Origin of the sequence: Collinsella sp. AM09-41 (genome assembly GCF_003473245.1) — a bacterium.
In the GTDB taxonomy this organism is placed as follows: Bacteria; Actinomycetota; Coriobacteriia; order Coriobacteriales; family Coriobacteriaceae; genus Collinsella.
The window spans coordinates 1-18,236 of the sequence record NZ_QRMJ01000006.1 but is presented as its reverse complement, the minus strand read 5'-3'; the positions used below and the strand labels follow the sequence as shown (position 1 = coordinate 18,236).

The 18,236-nt window shown below is 47.4% G+C and carries 16 protein-coding genes; 1 reads left to right on the top strand and 15 read right to left on the bottom strand.

The features are described 5' to 3' along the window. The 5 genes from DW112_RS07560 to rfbA form a co-directional block, all read right to left on the bottom strand. A partial coding sequence (locus tag DW112_RS07560; protein ID WP_233545891.1) for a dTDP-4-dehydrorhamnose 3,5-epimerase family protein occupies positions 1-1,003 on the bottom strand: 1,003 nt, incomplete at its 3' end. A 12-nt stretch (positions 1,004-1,015) separates the two neighbouring features. Continuing rightward, positions 1,016-2,035 (bottom strand): dTDP-glucose 4,6-dehydratase, encoded by a 1,020-nt coding sequence (rfbB, locus tag DW112_RS07555; protein WP_118328677.1) that lies wholly within the window; start codon positions 2,033-2,035, stop codon positions 1,016-1,018. 12 nt (positions 2,036-2,047) lie between these two features. Beyond that, complete coding sequence (locus DW112_RS07550; RefSeq protein WP_199585342.1) at positions 2,048-2,278, bottom strand: DUF6718 family protein; 231 nt, start codon at positions 2,276-2,278, stop codon at positions 2,048-2,050. Positions 2,279-2,353: 75 nt separating this feature from the next. Beyond that, on the bottom strand, positions 2,354-2,548 hold the full coding sequence (locus tag DW112_RS07545) for a hypothetical protein (protein WP_118328676.1): 195 nt from the start codon (positions 2,546-2,548) through the stop codon (positions 2,354-2,356). Between the two features lie 24 nt (positions 2,549-2,572). After that, entirely contained in the window at positions 2,573-3,472 is a 900-nt protein-coding gene (gene rfbA / locus DW112_RS07540; protein ID WP_118328675.1) for a glucose-1-phosphate thymidylyltransferase RfbA, read from the bottom strand. Between the two features lie 156 nt (positions 3,473-3,628). Here rfbA and DW112_RS07535 point away from each other — a divergent pair, with 156 nt between their 5' ends. Beyond that, positions 3,629-6,100: a glycosyltransferase gene (locus tag DW112_RS07535; RefSeq protein ID WP_118328674.1), complete on the top strand. Its 2,472-nt coding sequence runs from the start codon at positions 3,629-3,631 to the stop codon at positions 6,098-6,100. Positions 6,101-6,153: 53 nt separating this feature from the next. Here the strand turns inward: DW112_RS07535 and DW112_RS09905 are convergent, their stop codons facing one another. From DW112_RS09905 to DW112_RS07490, 10 genes are all read right to left on the bottom strand, one after another. Then, on the bottom strand, positions 6,154-7,689 hold the full coding sequence (locus DW112_RS09905) for a glycosyltransferase family 4 protein (RefSeq protein ID WP_147351843.1): 1,536 nt from the start codon (positions 7,687-7,689) through the stop codon (positions 6,154-6,156). A gap of 7 nt (positions 7,690-7,696) precedes the next feature. Beyond that, positions 7,697-9,235, bottom strand: a complete 1,539-nt coding sequence (locus DW112_RS07525) for a DUF2142 domain-containing protein (RefSeq protein WP_158571742.1) — start codon at positions 9,233-9,235, stop codon at positions 7,697-7,699. An 89-nt stretch (positions 9,236-9,324) separates the two neighbouring features. Further along, positions 9,325-10,167, bottom strand: coding sequence for an NAD(P)-dependent oxidoreductase (locus tag DW112_RS07520; protein ID WP_199585340.1), 843 nt, complete (start codon positions 10,165-10,167; stop codon positions 9,325-9,327). Between the two features lie 27 nt (positions 10,168-10,194). Next, positions 10,195-10,995 (bottom strand): glycosyltransferase, encoded by an 801-nt coding sequence (locus tag DW112_RS07515; protein WP_118328670.1) that lies wholly within the window; start codon positions 10,993-10,995, stop codon positions 10,195-10,197. Positions 10,996-11,005: 10 nt separating this feature from the next. Beyond that, a complete protein-coding gene (locus DW112_RS07510) occupies positions 11,006-11,596 on the bottom strand; it encodes a DapH/DapD/GlmU-related protein (protein ID WP_199585338.1) in 591 nt (196 codons plus the stop codon). Beyond that, positions 11,577-12,755 carry a lipopolysaccharide biosynthesis protein gene (locus DW112_RS09900; RefSeq protein ID WP_158571741.1) on the bottom strand — a complete coding sequence of 393 codons (1,179 nt, stop codon included), beginning with the start codon at positions 12,753-12,755 and terminating at the stop codon, positions 11,577-11,579. Before DW112_RS09900 ends, DW112_RS07510 begins: the two co-directional genes overlap by 20 nt. Positions 12,756-12,851: 96 nt before the next feature. Beyond that, on the bottom strand, positions 12,852-13,931 hold the full coding sequence (locus tag DW112_RS07505) for a glycosyltransferase family 1 protein (RefSeq protein WP_158571740.1): 1,080 nt from the start codon (positions 13,929-13,931) through the stop codon (positions 12,852-12,854). Beyond that, positions 13,915-14,277 (bottom strand): DUF2304 domain-containing protein, encoded by a 363-nt coding sequence (locus tag DW112_RS07500; protein ID WP_118328667.1) that lies wholly within the window; start codon positions 14,275-14,277, stop codon positions 13,915-13,917. Before DW112_RS07500 ends, DW112_RS07505 begins: the two co-directional genes overlap by 17 nt. A gap of 8 nt (positions 14,278-14,285) precedes the next feature. Next, complete coding sequence (locus tag DW112_RS07495; protein ID WP_118328666.1) at positions 14,286-14,987, bottom strand: glycosyltransferase family 2 protein; 702 nt, start codon at positions 14,985-14,987, stop codon at positions 14,286-14,288. Between the two features lie 21 nt (positions 14,988-15,008). Further along, complete coding sequence (locus DW112_RS07490; RefSeq protein WP_118328665.1) at positions 15,009-18,032, bottom strand: sugar phosphate nucleotidyltransferase; 3,024 nt, start codon at positions 18,030-18,032, stop codon at positions 15,009-15,011. Positions 18,033-18,236 lie beyond the last annotated feature (204 nt).

Sequence of the window (18,236 nt, the reverse complement as noted above, 5' to 3'; positions counted from 1 at the left end):
GGCGGGGGCCCCCTGCCACGGCGATGTCGCCGGCTGCCTTGGTCTGGCCGTAGACGGACAGCGGGCTGAGGGGCTCGTCCTCGGTGTGCACCTCCGCGGTGCCGTCGAAGACGTAGTCGCTGGACATGTGGACGAGCGTGATCCCGTGCGCGGCGCAGGTGCGGGCGAGCAGGGCCGGCCCGGTCGCGTTGGCCTTCCAGGCGATGGCGCGGCCCTCGGGGGTCTCCGCCCTGTCCACGGCCGTGTAGGCGCCGCAGTTGATGACGGTGCCGTAGAGCGACCAGTCGTACTTGGAGTAGGCGTCCGGGTCGGACATGTCGAAGGTGTCGATGTCGCAGAAGTCGAAGTCCTTGGCGACGCCGCGCTCCTCGGCGAGCGCGCGCACCGCATGGCCCAGCTGGCCGTTGCAGCCGGTGACGAGGGTGCGCTTCGGCGCCATCGGGACGACGTCGGCGAGCATCGGGTGGTTGAGGTCGGCCTCGGAGACGGTGGCCTCCTCCAGCGGGATCGGCCACTCGATGGCGAGCTCGGGGTCGGCGAGGTTCACGAAGGTGTAGGTCCTCTTCAGCTCGAGGGACCAGTGGGCGTCCACCAGGTAGGTGTAGGCGGTGCCGTCCTCCAGCGCCTGGAAGGAGTTGCCCACGCCGCGCGGGACGTAGATGGCCTTGGACGGGTCCAGGGTGCAGGTGTAGACCTTCCCGTAGGTGGCGCTGCCCTCGCGCAGGTCGACCCATGCGCCGAAGACCGAGCCGCGGGCCACGGAGATGAACTTGTCCCAGGGCTCGGCATGGATGCCGCGCGTGACGCCGCGGCTGTCGTTGTAGGAGATGTTGTTCTGGACGACGCGGAGGTCCGGGATGCCCAGGGCGCACATCTTGGCGCGCTGCCAGTTCTCCTTGAACCAGCCGCGCGAGTCGCCGTGGACGGCCAGGTCGACGACCTTGAGGCCCCCGATGCCGGTCTCGGCGACGGAGAGGTCCTTCTCGAATGCGATGTCTGCCATGTCTCTCCCCTCCTACTGGCCCTGCGCGCGGTAGCGGGCCTCGGTGGCCTCCTTGGCCGGGCGCCACCAGGACTCGTTCTCGACGTACCAGTCGATCGTCTGCTTCAGCCCCTCGGCGAAGTCGGTGTGCGCCGGCCTCCAGCCCAGCTCGCGCTGGAGCTTGGTGGAGTCGATGGCGTAGCGGCGGTCGTGGCCGGGGCGGTCGGCGACCCAGTCGAAGTCCTCGGGTTCGCGCCCCATGGCCTCCAGGATCATGCGCAGGACCGTGATGTTGTCCCTCTCGCCATTTGCCCCGATGAGGTAGGTCTCCCCCGTGCGGCCCTTGGTGAGGATGTCCCAGACGGCGCTGGAGTGGTCCTCGGTGTGGATCCAGTCGCGGACGTTCTCGCCGCGGCCGTAGAGCTTGGGGCGCACGCCGTCGATGATGTTGGTGATCTGCCTGGGGATGAACTTCTCCACGTGCTGGTAGGGGCCGTAGTTGTTGGAGCAGTTGGAGATCGTGGTGCGCAGGCCGTAGGTGCGGGTCCAGGCGCGCACGAGCATGTCGGAGCTGGCCTTGGTGCTCGAGTACGGGCTGCTCGGGTGGTACGGCGTCTCCTCGGTGAACTTGGCGGGGTCGTCGAGCGCCAGGTCGCCGTAGACCTCGTCGGTGGAGACGTGGTGGTAGCGGATACCGTGCTTGCGGACGGCCTCCAGCAGGCGGAAGGTGCCCTCCACGTTGGTGCGCAGGAAGGGCTCCGGGTCGGCGATGGAGTTGTCGTTGTGGCTCTCGGCGGCGTAGTGCACGATCGCGTCGTGGCCCGGGACGATGCGGTCCAGCAGCTCTGCGTCGCAGATGTCGCCGACGACGAGCTCGACCCTATCCTCGGGCAGGCCCGCGATGTTCTCGGGGTTGCCGGCGTAGGTCAGCTTGTCCAGGACGGTCACGTGGACGTCCGGGTGGTTGTTGACCACGTAATGGACGAAGTTGCTGCCGATGAAGCCGCAGCCGCCCGTGACGATGATGTTCTTGGGTTCGAAAATCTCAGACATTATTCTCCTTATTTACGCAGCTTGCTGCTCAAGGCGTGCCACAAGCTGCTCTTCGGAATGGACAAACTCAAACGGTTCGTACTCGCCATATGCGGAAGGACGACTGATGGTAACGAGCTGAAGATCAGAAGTGCCAAAACGACCCTGCACCCTTCGCATCATCTCAACAAGCTCCTTGCCTGGTTTAACGGCCATCACAAGCGAACCTTGCTTAGAAAACCACTTAGCAACCAGATAGCGCATCAGTCAACTCCCTTCTGAACTCAGCTTCATCATGAATCAAACCAGCCTCGTAGCGCATTCGCAAGAAGGCACCAATCAACGAATTATAGGCAAGTCAACCAATGCCGATTGGCCTTGATACCACTCATTAGCTTTAAAGAGCTCAGCAAGCAGAAGATCCCGATCAAAATAATGCAGGTTCTTCTTAAGCGATATCCCCAGCTCGCTTTTATAAGAAAGGGATGAGAGCAGCTCGACGGAGAGGCCATCGCGCTCCAGAATATCGGTCATCACTCATCCCCTTTCACCAGGCAATTAGTACTCGCGCGGGCTGTTGACGATCTCGCCGGCGGCGACCTTCTTCAGGTGCTGCCCGTAGACCGACTTGCCGTAGGCCTTCGCTGCCTCCTCCAGCTCGGCGGTCGTGATCCAGCCGTTCTCCCAGGCGATCTCCTCGGGGACCGAGACCGGCAGGTCCTGGGAGTGCTCCACGGCGCGAACGAACTCCGCGGCCTCGTGGAGGCTCTCCATGGTGCCGGTGTCCAGCCACGCGTAGCCGCGGCCGAGGGTCACCACGGACAGCGTCCCCTCCTCCAGGTACATCTGGTTGAGCGTGGTGATCTCCAGCTCGCCGCGTGCCGAGGGTTGCACCTCATGAGCCTTAGCGGCGACATCACCCGGGTAGAAGTACAGGCCGGTGACGGCGTAGGAGCTCTTGGGCTGAGCGGGCTTCTCCTCGATAGAGACGGCCCTGCCCCGCGCATCGAACTCCACGACGCCGAAGCGCTCGGGGTCGTCGACGTGGTAGCCGAAGACCGTGGCGCGGCCCGACTCGGCGTTCTGGACGGCGCGCGTCAGGTGGCGCGACAGGCCGTTGCCGTAGAAGATGTTGTCGCCGAGCACGAGGGCGCACGGCCCGCCGTCGATGAACTCCTCGCCGATGGTGAACGCCTGCGCCAGGCCGTCCGGCGAGGGCTGCTCGGCGTAGGAGAGGTTCACGCCGTAGCGCGAGCCGTCCCCGAGCAGGCGCTCGAAGTTGGGGAGGTCCGTCGAGGTGGAGATGACCAGGATGTCCCGGATGCCCGCCAGCATGAGGGTGCTAAGCGGGTAGTAGATCATGGGCTTGTCGTAGACCGGCAGCAGCTGCTTGGAGGTCACGAGCGTGAGCGGGTACAGGCGCGTGCCGGAACCGCCGGCGAGGATGATGCCTTTCATAAAAATCCTCTCGATTGACAATCGTTGAGCAAAAGCCGCTGATTACAGATGCATAGTTAATTAAATTATACGCACCGGCAGCAACCTCCCCGTCTTCTTATTTAAATCGGACAGCAGAAACACGCAACTCTTTCTGCATTTCTAGCGAGGCAACAAATGAAAAAGTACAATGAGCAGTGTCCAACAAACGAAAGGCAAACAATGCGAGTCGAAACAACCGGAGTATGCAGAGGAAACTGGAAAATCTACCAGCAGCTTAAGATTGAAGGCATCCATAAAGGCTCCAGCGTAACAGCCCAGGCGGCTACAGACGATAACCGCTGCTTGCCTTTATCCCTCCTAAAATTCCGGGACAATAGCTGTGATTCGAACTCATACGTCCTTGTAATCCCCGATCCCGATGCTCGCGCCATCAAAATTGAGTTTAGCGAAATCGGCCAAGACGGTCGTACCCTGAGCAGCGACTCCCTTTCGCTAAATTGCAAGAACATCAAATGGGAGTCGCGCCTTAACTACAAAATTAAACCTGACATGTGCAGCAAACTCCGAAACTACGATGACGTTTCAGAGTTTGACATGGCAACGATTGATTTTTGGCAATGCATCGAAGATTCAAGCGACTATATCCTTAGGTGCACGGTGAGAACACCTTATCGTAGCGACTCCAAAATCAAACTGCGTTGCCTCGATCGAGCCCTCAATGAAGTTGATTTGAGCATCGTCAATTTCGGTTCGAATGTAACAAGCGTTGGATTTACGTCCGAGAAAAAGCAACTTGAAACGCAGCTCTCGATTCGCATGCCAAAGGCGTTCGATCGTTACTACTTTGTTATTGACGATCAAAATCACCCATCATTCAGTGCATTTGACTGCTTAACGCCCGATAAATTAGGCTTGCTTCTTGAGGAGACCAACTTTCTCTTTACCCACGCGCAGTTTGACCCCGAATACCCCGAATGGTTCACGGAGCATAAGGCAACCATCGGCGCTTTGGAGAAGCAGAGAAAAATCGTCTTCGACTGCGCTCCGAAGTTCAGTATCATTGTCCCTCTATACAACACGCCCATTTCGTTCTTTAACGATATGGCCGAATCCGTAAAAAACCAGTCTTATGCAAACTGGGAGCTCATCCTAGTTAATGCAAGTCCTGACAATCAGGAACTGAAGGCACGCGTTGAGCAGGAGACGGCCCACGACAACAAAATTAAATCAATTAACCTTACCGAGAATAAGGGCATTTCCGAAAATACGAACGCCGGCGTTGCCATCGCTTCGGGTGATTTCGTCTGTTTCTTTGACCATGACGACATTCTTGAACCGGACTTGCTGTTCTCATATGCCGAGGCAATTGAAAACAATAATGATGTCGATCTTCTTTATTGTGATGAAGATAAACTCATGCCCGATGGGAAGCTAGCGCAGCCGTTCTTTAAGCCGGATTTCAATATCGATCTGCTCAGAAACAATAACTATATCTGCCATATGCTTACCATCCGTAAGTCTCTGCTTGACACTCTAGAACCAAACACGAAAGAGTTCGATGGAGCACAGGATCATAATCTGACTCTCCGCGCCGTGGAAAAGGCAAGGAAAGTTCATCATGTTGCAAAGGTTCTATATCACTGGCGCCTAAGCGAGACCTCCACCGCAGCAAATGCCGATAGCAAGCCGTATGCCACTATCGCAGGTATCAAAGCGGTCCAGAGTCATTTGGACAGGCTTGGGCTCAATGCGAAGGTCGAACAAGCGCGTCGCCCCTTTACATATAAAGTAACCTACGCTGTGCCAGATTCCCATCCACTCGTGTCGATTATCATTCCGACTAAAGACCACGCCGACATTCTGGACAACTGCATTAAGTCAATTGTTGAGAAATCAACGTACGACAATTACGAGCTTGTCATAATCGAAAACAACAGCACGGAAAAGGCGACGTTCGATTATTACGATAAGTTGCAAGCAAAAAATCCTGACATCGTTCGTCTTGCAACTTGGGAACACGAATTCAATTTCTCCAAGCTCATGAACTTTGGCGTTGCTCACGCCAAAGGTAACTATCTCTTGCTGTTGAATAACGATACTGAGGTAATTACGCCCAATTGGATTGAGACCATGCTTGGCATCTGCGCACGTGAGGATGTTGGCGCAGTTGGTGCAAAACTCTATTATCCCGACAACACTATTCAGCACGCAGGCTTATGCGTCACTGGTGGCGTGGCTGGACATCTTTGCCAAAGCATGCCAAAGGATAACTGGGGCTACTTTGCACTCAACGATGCACAACAAGACTTCAGCGCCGTCACTGCAGCTTGCATAATGACCAAGCGTGGTGAATATGAGAAAGTCGGAGGTTTCACGGAAGAGCTTCAGGTTGCATTTAATGACGTTGACTTTTGCTTAAAGCTACGCGAGATCAACGACCTAATCGTATACACACCCGAAGTCGAGCTCTATCACTACGAGTCGATTTCTAGAGGCGTTGAAAACAATACGGAGAAGCAGATTCGCTTCCACAAAGAGGTCGCATACATGAATTATCGCTGGGCCAAATACTACGTCGAAGGCGATCCATACATGAATCCAAATTTAACTGTCGAGGAACCAATTAATCGTTACTACCATCTTTAAACCGTCGTTTACGATAATCGGGCATTGAAATAACTTTCAATGCCCGATGTCTTTTAACGGCGAAAAATTGATTTTAGCACCGAGGCTATTGAAGCATCTTTACTCGCATCTAAAACTGAGTCTACTTGGCTGAAGTTCACATGGAAATGAAGCTTACCGAACGAGATATCTCTATTTAGGTCATTCACCGATTCGGAAGCAGAAGGCGATATCAGCTGAGTTATCTCACCCAAAAATAGTGATTGATTAGTTATGACATCAGACGAATAAAGATGGATATACAGAATGGACTCACTGCTGATTTGAGAAGGCAATGATATGTCCATTTCCAACTGATCGCGATTGCGGTTAAAGTCAATCCATTTCAAATCCGATTGATCCGACCTGAGCCAATAAGCCGCTCGTATTAATGTATGAGAATCAAAGTCTATATTCATGAAAAGCGTAATGGAGGCATGATTTGCGCAAACAGGAGTTTGGGCATCAGCGCTAATCTTATAGTTAATCAAAGCGACGTCACGCGATAGTTGAGCTAGCTCGTCATTTATAGAAACAGGAAGCGTCCTTACATCAACCAAAGTGTCGCCCTTAGGTTTAACTGTATTGTTCTGATAATTAAAAACAGCATCGAGAAACATTTGATTTTCTACCTCAATTGAGGCCAATTCGCTGCAATCAACCTGTGTCTCATTTAACGAGCTTAATAGGGCGGAGGCGATGCCCTCAGGGCTCGTTTCAGAAAAGCGTATAGCATTAGACTTAAAATCGTAAGCAGTGTTCTCTCCAAACACTTCAACGACATTAAGGCCAGAAGCAAGCATCTCGAAAGGTAAACGAGATGGATTGCTAGCGCTGAGGGAGATACCGACAGAGCACCGTGAATACAAATCAGCGCATTCCGATGTTGTCAGAACCCCCAACTGATGAATCCGGTCCGAATCGGTAGAGACCTTCTGATTGCTACCGTATAGATAAAATGAAACACGAGAATCATAAGTGCATACAAGCTCAATAGCCTTGATGAGCATGCCAGAAAGACGCCGATCTTTGCCGGGTTGATAAATGGCGCAGACGGAGAAGGGCTCTCTATAATTCTTATTTGCAGCGTATAGCTCCAAATCAACGCCAAAATCGCAAAATGGAACCGACAACGGATAATACTGCGAGACCTTGGAAGAAAGCCAACGTCCGATTGTGATAGGCTTCAAATCTAAACGATAGGTATTTTCAGCCCTTAAATAACACTCCCCCATCGGATAAAACCAAGGTTCATAATCTTGAATGAAATACAATTTAAGTGGAGTTGATTGAAAAGCAACGAATTCGGCAGTTGGCCAAGCGGTCGCGATAGCGATGTCAAAGTTGCAAGGTATTGTGTGCTCAACTCGAACCGATTTGGGTTTGTAACCAAACCAGAGATAAATCTGTTCAGCAACAGTTCCCGAGCTCTTATATGCCTCAGAACCAGGAAGAATGAAGAAATGACATTCAAAACCATGCTGATCCAAATAGCTAGCTTTAGTACAAATTGTCCTAAAACCGCCCGAGCCTTTTTCTGGAGGTGAGATAACCCACGCAACTCTATTCATAATCAACCTACATGCAGGTAGCAACACTAATAAAGCGAATTAGATAAATACAATTCATTGAGCAAATACCGAGCAAAACTAAAGTAGCTGAAATCCCCCTATATTTAATTGCGCGACTTCTCAATCCAAATAGCAAAGCAGGTAGCACAGGCAAAAAATAGCGCCCCTGAACACCCTGAATGACACTCTCATTATTGAAAGTCCACCCTAGCCACATAGAAGCAATGGAGCCAAGCGCAGCGACAGCAAAAGCACCTATAAACATAGCTGGAAGGGGCTGATTGAGAAAGGCATCCTCGTCTTGAGAATCAATGCAACAGATAAAACCACAGACAAGATATGGAATCATATAAAAAGTAGGCATACGAAGGTTCTCTTGGAACCACCCCAGGGAATAACCCAAAGTCGTTTCCCAATAGAAATCACCAAGCGAATCTAAGGTGCGGCAAAAGACCATAAAGCTATTTCTTGGGTGAAGCAGGATATCATTCAAAGAATAAAACTGCCCAGCTTCACCTCCACGACTAGAGGAAGTTGACTGAGAGACAAGTCCACTCACAGAGGCAAGGCGCAGGACTAGCACGGAGGCTGCAATTACGAATATCAAGAGATATTTGCTTAGCCGTCCTTTGTTTACGTCTTCAAACTTATCCAATGGAATAAATACGGCCATGACAATCAAACCGCAGTAAATGACTTTACACGGAGCCAGCAGTGCAGAGACGATAAAAAACGTAATAATATGCCTAATGCCAATTGAGCGATCTTCTCCAAAGAAACCACGCATCAAAAAAGCAAATACGAGCAGCGAAAGAGCAATGATTCCTGAATCATATGAATAAGAAGCAGCAAGGTGAAGCGTCATCGGCAGTAAAGAGACGAAAACGATTACCGATTTGCCTTTTGGCGCAATCTTATAAGCATGAAATGCGCAGAAACAAAAAACGGCGATTGAGCCTATTCTACCTAAATAGAAAACCGGATAAGCTCCGAGCCCTAAAAGTAGGCCAATTTGAAGTCCGATAACGGAGCCGATTTTTGCCGGAACATTTTCAGCTCCGATGGAGAAAGCTAAATCTGAAAATGAGACATATTTGCTGGACTCAAACCACGAAAAATGGTTAAAGATAGAATCAAAAGAAGAAGAGCTGATTAAACTACTCGATAGTTTCGAATATAAATTCAGATCAGCTTCTCTCACTAAAAACGATCCATCAGCTGCCACTCTTGAGTTAAATGGCAAGCTGTCAACCAACCAATAAGTTGAAAAATAGTGATGCCCCTCATCTGGTACGGAAAAAGGCGGGAACAGAAAGCAGAAGATGAGAGAAAAAAGGACAAGTACTGCTAGAAATATCCATTCATTTCTTAGAGTATCCCTGTCCCGTAGGTAGCAGAAACCCAGAACAACAACAATCGCAAGCGAGACAAACACTACAAGCGCGACAAGCGTTCGCGGATTATTCAAATACCAAAAAAGGGAATAGAACAGAAACAGCGTAATAAGAAAGCAAGGAAACAGCTTCCCATTAAGTGATTTAATCATATCGATATCCATTTGGGCCCATAACTCAGCATTAAACAACGATTGGCCTAGATAATATCAAGGCCAATCGAAGAAAACTAATGTATTTTCTAGCAATTCCTGGATGCCATAATTGCTTTTATCTTATCAGCGTTTCCCCACACTCCAGGGGAATCATATGGCCGATCGGGAAAAGCGCCGTACTCAAGCGAAATATTCAGCTCATTATCCTTAATAAACTGTTCCATTTGAGCGGCAAGGGAAACTGGGTTACCAGAGCAGCAATTGATGATACCGTTGATCTCATCTTGCAGGACTGCACACGAGATCATATAGGCCAAATCCTTAACGCTGGAAAAATCAAATTTGTTTTTACCAGTCGTAAAGGGGAATGTAGTTTCACCGGAACGAGCAGCTCTCAACAGCTTTCCGAATACAGACTGAGAACCCTCATCATCGCCGAAAATATAATAACCTCTGAGCCACTGAAGGTTGAAACCCTTTAGGGAAGCCTCCTGAAACATAGTCCGTCTTAAGCAGTCTTTTGCAATCCCATACAATGACTGTGGGTTGCAGGGCGTATCATCACAAATAGCCCCCTCCCAATAGCCAACCTCATGCATGGAACCCATTACGGCAAGGTGCCTTACTCCATAGTCAGCCATCTTTAAAAGGAAACTATAGTGACCGGACAGATCGGCAATGTGAGTTTCCGAATTATGGTTAAACCCATTTCTCCACGCAAGGTGTAAACAGACATCAGGAACACAGGACAGATAATTCGACGGAGAAAACTTCGGATCCAAAATATTAGCGGAGATAGTCTCATCAGCATCATCGCCGACATATGGATTAACGTCAGCCGCAATAACATGAACATTCATGTTATTGAGAGCAGCAACAACATGTTTGCCGATATACCCGTTAGCGCCTGTAACAAGAACCGTTTTCACGACTATAACCCTTTCTTAAGTCTGCAATTACAGATTATTACTATTCTCGCTGAGTGCATAAACACGATTCACGGCTTTTGCAATAGGCTTCGGCCAAAGGCTAGACAGTATTTCGAAATCTTCGCCCTTACGAATGTCCTCACCCAAATTTAGGGAAGTTGCCGATTCAGCATAAATGCGATGTCCGACGAGCGGTTCGGGAATATAGACGAATCGTCCTTTGACCATAGCTAAATCAACCCATGTTTTATAATCACAAGAATTTTTAAACGTGGTATCGAAAGGGCTTGGCCCAACGTTTTTCTTAACCAGAGTTACTGCAGGGCAGCAAATTGAATCGCCAAATGAAAGGATTCTTTTTTTCAAGAACACCGAATTATTAAGAAAGGCAGATGACAGAGGCGAATTCATGATCCTCTTAATTTTAAGAAGAGAGTTGTCATACACCCTTTGGTCATTACGGAGTTCAAAATAATCCGTGAAAGACAGGAGCGATTCGGACTCATCGTATTTATTCAAAGCGGCAATAGTGCGTTCCAAAAATGACGGATCATAATAATCGTCTTGATGAGCCATGGTGACGAGCTTAGTACCAGCCGAGTTGTAACCATAATTCCAATCATCACCCGCAAGATGCGGATGAGGATTGACGACCATCTCTATTCCAAACTCCGAGCAAACATCTTCAAGGTATTTACTCGGCGTGGAGGTGGACAAAATAATGTTTCCTCGTACTGTTTGGTTCATCAGGGATTGAATCGTTCCCGAAATATAAGGATTCTCCTTATATGCGCAAACAACGAAACTATGGTCTGAAGCGGTAAACATAAATCACCATCTAATTTATTGGAATCCAAGACTGGGACTCAAAATCATATCGTTTAATAGGTTGGGCCGGAGCACCAACCGCAATAACATTATCGGGCAAAGATCGCGTCACAACCCCTCCAGCGCCAACAATTGTCCCATCTCCAATAGAAACTCCCGGAAGAACGCAAACATTCTCACCTAGCCATACGCGATCACCAATACGAACGCCCTCAGCAATGAGCTTCCTTTCCGCTGGAACGGATAAAGGCGTATCCGATCCATATGCTCCATGGCTCGTATCGCTAATAAAGACTTTTGAAGCAAATAGGCAGTCATTGCCAATTTCAACACAGTCGGAAGATACAAGGTGCACATTATCACCAATTTGGCAATTATCGCCCATAGTAATAAGGCCTTGTTCAAATACTTCTATTCGGCAGTTTCTCCCAGTAGATAATCCCTTGCCAAAGTGAAATGAAGACTTTCCCCTAATAAAAATAGGGCGACGAACAAGCTTAGCACCCGGATAGCAAACAAGGGTAAGAAAAAAAGACCACGCCATTCTGCAGATATCGGAAAGCGAATAATGTTTGAGATCGTTAAAGATGCTGTTCATCATGAGTCCTTTTAACTTTATGGAATGTAACGAATAAATCAATAAGACAGATTAATAAGCCAATCCCAAAAGAAACAACAACTGCAATATTGATACCGTTGGCACCATATATCACAAACAGAATCCCACAGCCTACGAAGGCGACCAACAATGAGCAAACATTAGCAATGAGGGCAATGTTTAAATGACGCATGACAGTCAATATATCAAAAGAAAAGGCAAATAAAGTTGTAACTAAGGTTGCGAATAACGCCGGGGAAAGCAGGTAAACGCTGGACTCAATTGAGGAACCATACACAAGCAGTAAAACTGACTTACCGATTAATTCACTCATCAAAATGGCGACAGCACCGATGCAGCAAATTGCGAGTAGAGTTCTAATTACAAACTGCTGAAACTTACGATAGTCGCGCTCGGACCAACATTTTGCAGCATTTACGAGAAGAGGATTATATAGGTATGACGCAGCAACCTGAACCAAAACTGTTGGAGTTGCAATTGCGGCATATTTTCCAAGCTCAGCATCTCCATAGGCAATTCCAAATTTTTGCCTGATGATTGAAACAACTGATCCGTAGCAGACTAGCGTCACAACCGCCGGAAAGAACTTTACAGCAAGTTCACCAATTGTCGATAAATTAATTTTTGGAATAACTGATTCGAACTGACTGGCAGCCCTAAAGTCAAATAGCCAGGTAATCAAAATACAGCAAATAGAGATTCCAATTAAGGCAAGGGGCAGCGTAAGCCCAAAGGACAACAACGCAATAAAGAGGCCAAGGCAGATGACACCACGAACCCCTTGCGAAATCCCTATGTAGTCCATTCTCAATGCACGCTGTTCTATTGCGTAAAATACAGAGCAGAAGGCTTCATCCGCTTTAAACAACAACCATGCCAAACAGGTTGAAAAAGAAGTTATCGGCGATGTTAAAAAGAGATATATCAAAACAGGAATCACACCAGCAAATACAGTGAAAAACCTAAAAGCAATATATTGACCAGAAGAATACTCGTTTGTTAAGTCAGAAACTTGAATAGTCCTCATGTTATACGTGGCAAGGGGATAATAAATATTTCCAAGAGCCATAGCAAATGCAAGTCGACCGGAATTCTCGTAATCATTTGAAAAGATTACGACCGCAATCGTCATAGCCCACATACAGGCTTGATAAATTAGACAGCCTACTGAATTCCAGAGCATATTTTGTTTTGTTGATAAGGTCAAGTTTGTTCTAAACACCAATAATTCCCACTATTAATAATTCGACCCATAGATATATTTATAATAATCAAGAGTCTTTGCGGCGGTTTTACTCCAGGAGAAATCTAAGACCCGCTTCAATCCTTGACTAACTTTCTGCTCGAACAGACATGATTCACATAAGAGCGAGTTTATCGAGTCAACGACGCCATCAACGTTTGATTCCTTAAGCAGCAAGGCCGCATCGCCCGCAACTTCAGGAATTGAGCTGATATTCAGCCCAATTACAGGTAGCCCTGAAGCCATGGACTCAAGAACTGGAATACCAAACCCCTCATACTCTGACAAATAAAGAAGGGCAATTGAACGATTAAAGATATTTGAAACCTCAGCGGCTGAAGGATAAACGTAGTTTGTAAATCTACCTGGTATCATCTCATCAAGCAAATTGCGCTCGTCATCATTTAGCGAAGCACCAATAATTCGCAACTCTACTTGCGGAACCCTTGCGACAGCCTTAACGGCTAACTCGAAATTCTTATATGCAGATTTACGATTGCCGATAAAACAAACGGCATTTTCTCTTTTCAGATTAGGGTCATAGTTATAGGAAGAATCATCATAGCCTTGATGAATGATCTCGATCTGCTTCGAATTCGCTTCGGGTATATAGTTGAGCAAATCTCGACGTGTGCTCTCCGAGATGCAAATAATACCGCTAGCTTTTAACGCCGCCTTCTTTATCTGATAAAAGGAAACGGCTTTAAGAAGACCTTGATACTGATTCATGCAAATAAAATCATGAACCGTACAAACGTTTTTAATGTTTGACGATTTTGGAACACGAAAATACGATGAGTGCAACAAGCCATCTTCGGGAATATCTAGTTTTTTAAACTCATCAACGCGAAGAGGCGATTCGCTTTGAATAATACGCTTCGCGCCCTCAAGCGACATTTTATTTCTAACTTCATTTTGTCGAGAGTCATTTCGTTCAAAGATGGTGACATCGAACGATGTATCTAGAAGCGCAGCCTTGACGATGCTTTCCCAATAAATGGATCCTCCGCCGGTCTTCTGCAAACTAAAGACCAAATTATCTAAATACAGAGGAATCTTATAGCTCGTCATCATTACATCCACCATTTCCGTTATCAAGCTGATGCTTAAGCAAGGCAAGAGCTTGAGATAGATTCTTGATCGCCTGTTGTTGTTTGCTAACTGTAGAGCTCAGAGAGAGAACCTGTAAAAGGAGAAAAAAGATAGCGATAAAGAATAGAAAATTAGAAGTGAGCTCGAAGCCAAGGCTAAAAGAAAGAAACGTTAGCACTGAGGGAAAGCAAGCAAACAGAATCAAAATAATAGAAAGGACAAACCACAGCAACGCATACTTCAACTCGAGCTTCTCTTTACGAATCAACATGAGCACGTAGAAAGCAAGTACGAGAACGGTGATAATTGCTAACAATCTTGTCGTCATAAGAAATCCTACTTTGAATGAGATGAAAACCAAGAAATAGCCACCGATAGGGTAACTTTTATCATGTAGTAAACGCTCGAGAAGCCACCGATGGATGAGACACCGCCTTGTCTCTCTTTCATTATCACAGAGACCTCGCCCACCAATAACCCGTTTGACAACGCGTACGCAATAGACTCTGGCTCAGGATAGTCAATGGGATAGTGCTGAGAAAATAACTTGATGGCCTTCTTGCCGGAAGCACGAAAACCTGATGTAGGATCTGTGACAGTTTTCCCTGTAAGCAGCTTTAAAAAGAAAGTAAACCACATTATTCCAATTCTCCTCATAAGAGTCGATTGGAAGCCGTCGGTTTTAACCTTGAAGCGAGAGCCTATAACAAGGTCACTATTGGACATTTCCATTTCTTCAATTAGGTCATGGATATATGCCGGGTCATGCTGGCCGTCACCATCAACTTGAACGTCAATATCATACCCGTATTTAAGAGCGTATTTATGGCCAGCCTGCACCGCACCACCAATACCTAAATTCTGTGGTAGATCGATAACATTTATATGATGCTCTAAACAAACATCAAAGGTATTATCGGTTGACCCGTCATTGATAACAACGTAGTCGTAACCGCAATCGGAAACCGATTGAACGGTCTTAACAATATTAGCCGACTCATTGTATGCAGGAATTATTACTAGAACTTTTGAGTTCATCAATCGATGCCCTTTACTAATTTAAACGGTCTGTTTAATCTCAACGCAAACTAAATCCAAATCGGAAATTGCATTGATTTTATAACTAGTATCGTGGTCGTAAACAAAGGAAACGCCAGGATGCAGTTCAATCTCTCGATTGTCCGTCTCTAAATATCCAGTTCCGTCAGCCACGACTAAACACGAATAGACGTTAGTCAGAGAAGCGCAGTCAATTGACTCCGATTGTTTTACCTGGATTCTTTTAATTTCACCCTTTGATTGACCAGCCGACTGATGGGAATCCAATACGCTATAACGCCCCCACGATGACGATTCAACCATTGGACAGTCACGGGCAGCCGACGAGACAAGCTCCTTTATATGGGCACTCTCCTCCTTACCTGAAACAAGAATGCCATCCTGGGTAGCAACTACAACAGAATCACTTAGTCCAGCAATAACCATCGGCAGGCTTGTCTCATTGATAACATGAACGTTGTTACACGTATTCCAGTCGACGGATGCTTCCCCCGAAACAGCAGCGTCCATTTCATCCGTGAGCGTATTCCATGTTCCCAAGTCTTTCCAAGTACCGGAATAAGAAATTACGCCAATCCTCGTGGCTTTTTCAACAATCTCATAGTCAAAACTGGTTTTCGGAAAGAGTCCATAGTGGGACAGCATGTCTTCATAATTAGAAGGAACGTAATACTTTTCAATTGTTTCATGAAGAAACCTGAGCTTAAAACCAAATACGCCACAGTTCCAGAGCGCATTTGCGGATATATATTCCTTTGCCGTTTTCTCGTCAGGCTTTTCCCTAAAGGACAGAACGTCCTTCACGCCATCTTTCTCTGATTCTGCCGGAAGGATATAACCGTATTTCTCAGAAGGATAGGTTGGTTCCACTCCAAGCAAAATAAGATCTTTATTGGAGGCGGTAATCGCCTTGGCTAACTGAGGAATTTTGTCGTAATAAGCTTGGTCGGCAAAAGTGTCAATTGGCATTACGACAACGGGGTCATCATCGGAAGCCCCTTGTTCTAACAACAAATTTGCGCACGCAAGCATGATGGCAGGTGCGGTATCTCGTCTTTCAGGCTCAGTAACCAGCGAATATTGGCTCGGAATTTGCATCGATAGACTATCAGCCTGCACGGAACTTGTAGCAATAGTAATATCGATTGTGGCATCGACTTTGCAAATCTGCGAATAGACGCGTTGAACCATGGAGATATGGTTGCCATTCTGATCTCTCAGAACCTTTAAAAACTGTTTCGATCTTGCAGAGTTCGATAGGGGCCAAAGACGAGTCCCCGATCCGCCAGAAAGCAGAATTACATGAATATTCTTTTCACTCACTTGTTTAATCCTATCGTCAACAAGTGCAGATACGTTACTTACAAGCTCATCCAATGAATTACGGCAATCTATTTTCGAATCTCCCCTTGCAAAGACATAAACTTTGAGCTTCGGCTCAGTTCCGGAAGGACGAAGTATCACCTTTGCTTCCCCCTCTAAACATAATTCAATTACATTAGATGGCGGGAGTATTTCATCGCTCAAACATCTGTGCCCATTGCGAATAGATGGACCAAAAATACCATGGCTATAGTCATTAATGTGCTCCACCTTAAAACCACCTATGCTGGCGAGGGCAGAATTCCTAAAACTATTAACCACATAGTTAATTATGTTATTACCTTTGGTTCCTTCCAGCGTCCAATTAATCTGCTTGTTAAGCGAGTATCCAAAGCGAGCATATAGATCTTCGAGAGCATCAAACAAGGTCATGCCCTTACGCTTATAAAAAGAAGCCATTTCGCAGGTCAGCGCAACCGCATTAATGCCATCTTTATCTCGAACATAAGAGCCCTTAAGGTATCCACAGCTCTCTTCGAAGCCAAACATGAACCGATTGGCTTCGCCCTTCGCCTCGAGAGAGTCGATTTGCTCACCGACATATTTAAAACCAGTGAGAGTTCTACGGAGCTCAATTCCATAGTTCAGCGCAATTGAATCTGCAAGAGGATCAGAGACAATAGATGTAACGGCTAAAGGATTATTTAGGCTATTATTGGCTGCCAAATAATCTAACAGAAGTAATCCAAGCTCATTGCCGGAAAGCAACTTCACGGAGCCAGCTTCTCTTGCGGCGACGCCGAGGCGATCGGCATCCGGGTCCGTCGCAAGAAACAGATCTGCACCACAATCTTGGGCAAGCGCGATGCCTTCCTCCATAGCAGAGGCATTTTCTGGATTAGGCTTCGGAATTCCGGGGAAGGTACCGTCATCTATACGCTGCGATTCAACAAGATGGTAGTCGATGCCAAGATAATCAAACATTTTAATTGCATGACGGAGGCCCGTTCCGCCGAGAGGCGAATAGGCCACGCTAAGATTAGAGCAGTCACGGAGCGCAATCTCGTCTAAGACATCACCCCAGTATGATTCAATTAGCGAATTTGGGATCCAGCGAACGATTCCGGACTTCAAAGCAGCATCGAATGAAATCTCATGCACATCATCAAACGGGTCAACAAGCTCAATTTGAGACTGGATACTTTTAGCAAGAGAATCGGTTGCCTGATCTCCGGTGTGGCCATAAACCTTATAACCATTGTATTCCATAGGATTATGCGATGCGGTAATACAGATGCCTGCATCGCACCCCAACTTTCTCACAGCATAGCTCAGCAGAGGAGTTGGTTGATATGTCTTAAACAAATGGCACTCAATGTTATTACCTGCCAAGACGCATGCGGTTTTAACCGCAAAATCATGGCTATGGATTCTCGTGTCATAGGCAATCGCTACAGATGAGCGATTCGACTTTGAAGCATGATTTAGATAAGATGCAACCCCCTGCGTCGCCCTTCCAATGGTAACCGCATTCATCCTGTTAGGGCCAACGCCCATCAAACCGCGAATACCGCCCGTGCCGAATGACAAATTGCATGCAAAACAGTCGTCGAGATACGACCTGTCGTTAAGGGCGGAAATCTCCCAGTCTTCAAGACTACCTTCGAGCTCGACCAACCAATCGTTAAGAGTGCGATTCAATTCCAGCTCCTTGAAATACAGATTTACAAAATGAGGGCATCCTCAGTTATTAGAAGAATGCCCTATTTTACAACCAAATAGACGATGACTTGAGGGGTCTAAAAGAGATCTAAAAACAACTAGACAAGAGCTAATGCTTCGATTTGAAACTCCAGGACTGCGCGGCGGTACCGTTGCCGGCATAGAGCTGGAGCCGGTTGCCGT